Raw genomic sequence first — 3,002 nt, forward strand, 5'->3', positions numbered from 1 at the left:
GTGATCGCCCGCATCGTCGACGACAGCGACTTCGACGAGTTCAAGGCTGAATACGGGTCGTCGCTGTGTACCGGCTGGGCCCGCATCCACGGCTATCCCGTCGGCATCCTGGCGAACGCGCAGGGTGTGCTGTTCAGCGCCGAATCACAGAAGGCCACCCAGTTCATTCAGCTCGCCAACCGCAGCGACACCCCACTGTTGTTCCTGCACAACACCACCGGCTACATGGTGGGCAAGGAGTACGAACAGGGCGGCATCATCAAACACGGTTCGGCGATGATCAACGCGGTATCCAACTCCACGGTGCCGCACATCTCGGTCCTGATGGGCGCCAGCTACGGCGCCGGACATTACGGAATGTGCGGGCGGGCCTACGATCCGCGGTTCCTGTTCGCCTGGCCCAGCGCCAAATCGGCCGTCATGGGCGCCGCGCAACTGGCGGGCGTGATCTCCATCGTGTCCCGCGCGGCCACCGAGGCACGCGGCGGCGTGGTCGACGAACAGGCCGACGCCGGACTGCGCGCCATGATCGAGGCGCAGATCGAACTCGAATCGGTACCCGCATTCCTGTCGGGAATGCTGTACGACGACGGCGTGATCGATCCACGCGACACCAGAACGGTGCTCGGCCTGTGTCTGTCGGCGATCGACACGGCAGAGATCAAGGGCACCAGCAACTTCGGCGTCTTCCGGATGTGAGGGACCAATTCATGGGAATTACTTCAGTATTGGTTGCCAACCGCGGCGAGATCGCCTGCCGTGTCTTTGCCACCTGCAAACGCATGGGACTGTCGACGGTCGCCGTGTTCTCCGATCCCGACGCCGGTATGCCGCATGTGCGTGCCGCAGACGTCGCGGTGCGGCTGCCGGGAGAAACCTCGGCCGAGACTTACCTACGAGGGGACGCGATCATCGCCGCGGCCCGCTCCGCAGGTGCCGACGCCATCCATCCCGGATACGGATTCCTATCGGAGAACGCAGGATTCGCGCAAGCCGTGCTCGACGCCGGACTGGTGTGGATCGGTCCGCCGCCCGCCGCGATCGAGGCAATGGGCGACAAGGTCAACGCGAAAGAACTGATGGACCGGGCAGGGGTGCCGGTGCTCGGCTCCATCGACCCGGCGTCGGCCACCGAAGCCGACCTGCCGCTGCTGATCAAAGCGTCGGCCGGTGGTGGTGGCCGGGGTATGCGGATCGTGCGTGAGCTGGCCGAACTCGAATCGCAGGTGGCCGCCGCCGCCCGCGAGGCGCAGTCGGCGTTCGGAGATCCGACGGTGTTCTGCGAACCGTACATCGAACGCGGACACCACATCGAGGTGCAGATCCTCGCCGACGCCCACGGCGGGGTGTGGGCGGTCGGTGAACGCGAATGCTCCATCCAGCGGCGGCATCAGAAGGTGGTGGAGGAGGCACCTGCGCCGCTCGTCGAGCGGGTCGGCGGGGACCTGCGTGAGCGACTGTTCACCGCCGCACGCGATGCGGCAAAGGCCATCGACTATGTGGGTGCCGGAACCGTCGAGTTCCTCGCCGACGAACAGGGCCGGTTCTACTTCCTGGAAACCAATACCCGCTTGCAGGTGGAACATCCGGTCACCGAACTGACCACCGGCACCGACCTCGTGGAGTGGCAGGTGCGAGTGGCCGACGGTGAGGCATTGGATGCTGCCGAACCCGTCAGCTCCGGGCACGCCATCGAAGTGCGGTTGTACGCCGAAGATCCCGCCGCTGACTGGCAGCCGCAGTCCGGTGCGGTGCACTCCGTCGCGATCGCCGCCGACAGCGAGTTCGCCGGACTGGCACGGCCCGGGATCCGGGTGGACGCCGGAATCGAATCGGGATCGGTGATCTCGACCTTCTACGATCCGATGCTGGCGAAGGTGATCTCCTGGGCTCCCGATCGGCGCAGGGCCGCCGCGATGCTTGCGCGGGCGCTGTCGGACGCGACGCTGCACGGGCCGGTCACCAACCGCGACCTGCTGGTGAACATCCTGCGGGACAAGGACTTTCTCGACGGCCACACCGATACTGGATTCCTGGATGCCTCGGCCGACGGCTATGCGGCGCTGGTGGAACCCGCGGCCGGTGAGGAGCAGATGCGCCTTGCCGCTCTGGCTGCGGCGCTGGCTGATGCGGCTGCGAACCGGGCGTCGGCAGGAGTGCAGGCCGGGTTGCCCGGCGGGTGGCGGAATCTGGCTTCCGGTTATCAGACGAAGAAGTATGTGGCCGTGGGTGATACGGACGAGATCGTCCTTCGGTATCGGCTCGGGCGTGGCGGATATGAGCTGCCGGATCATTCCGACGTTCAGGTCGTCGGGGCCGGACCCGATGAGGTGAGGCTCGACGTCGACGGGGTGCGGCGTGCGCTGGCCGTCTCGCGGTATGACGATGTCGTTCATGTCGACGGGCCGGGAACGGCCGTGGCGCTGCGGGTCGTGCCGCGGTTCACTGACCCGTCCGCGGTGCAGAAGCCCGGATCGTTGCTGGCGCCGATGCCTGGATCCGTGATCAGAGTCGCTGTGGCACAAGGGGACACGGTCGCCGCCGGTCAACCACTGATCTGGCTGGAGGCGATGAAGATGGAACACACCATCACCGCACCCGCCGACGGCATCGTCGAAACACTGGCAGTGGTTCAGGGACAACAACTTTCCGTCGGCGACGTGCTCGCCGTCATCACCGAAGCAACCGAAGGGGAACCCACGTGAGCGCATTCACCGAAACCGACGAGCACCGCGAACTGCGTGCCGCCGTCGCCGCACTCGCCACCAAGTACGGGCAGGACTACTTCCGGGCGTGCGCCCGAGAGGGCCGCAAGACCGACGAACTATGGGACGAGGCAGGCAAACTCGGATTCATCGGGGTGAACCTGCCCGAAGAATACGGTGGCGGCGGGGCCGGCATGTACGAACTGTCGATCGTGATGGAGGAGATCGCCGCCGCCGGCACCGGACTGCTGATGTTGGTGGTGTCACCGGCCATCTGCGGCAACATCATCGTCCGCT

At 66.0% G+C, this 3,002-nt stretch carries 3 protein-coding genes; all 3 read left to right on the plus strand.

Annotated elements, in window-relative coordinates; translation table 11 throughout:
• A partial coding sequence (locus Q0627_RS19110) for a carboxyl transferase domain-containing protein (RefSeq protein ID WP_298811961.1) occupies nt 1-699 on the plus strand: 699 nt, incomplete at its 5' end.
• Nucleotides 700-710: 11 nt separating this feature from the next.
• Entirely contained in the window at nt 711-2,705 is a 1,995-nt protein-coding gene (locus tag Q0627_RS19115) for a biotin carboxylase N-terminal domain-containing protein (RefSeq protein ID WP_291011673.1), read from the plus strand.
• On the plus strand, nt 2,702-3,002 hold a 301-nt coding region (locus tag Q0627_RS19120; protein WP_298811963.1), incomplete at its 3' end, for an acyl-CoA dehydrogenase family protein. The genes Q0627_RS19115 and Q0627_RS19120, both read left to right, overlap by 4 nt.

It is taken from the genome of uncultured Gordonia sp. (genome assembly GCF_937858515.1).
Taxonomy (GTDB): domain Bacteria; phylum Actinomycetota; class Actinomycetes; order Mycobacteriales; family Mycobacteriaceae; genus Gordonia.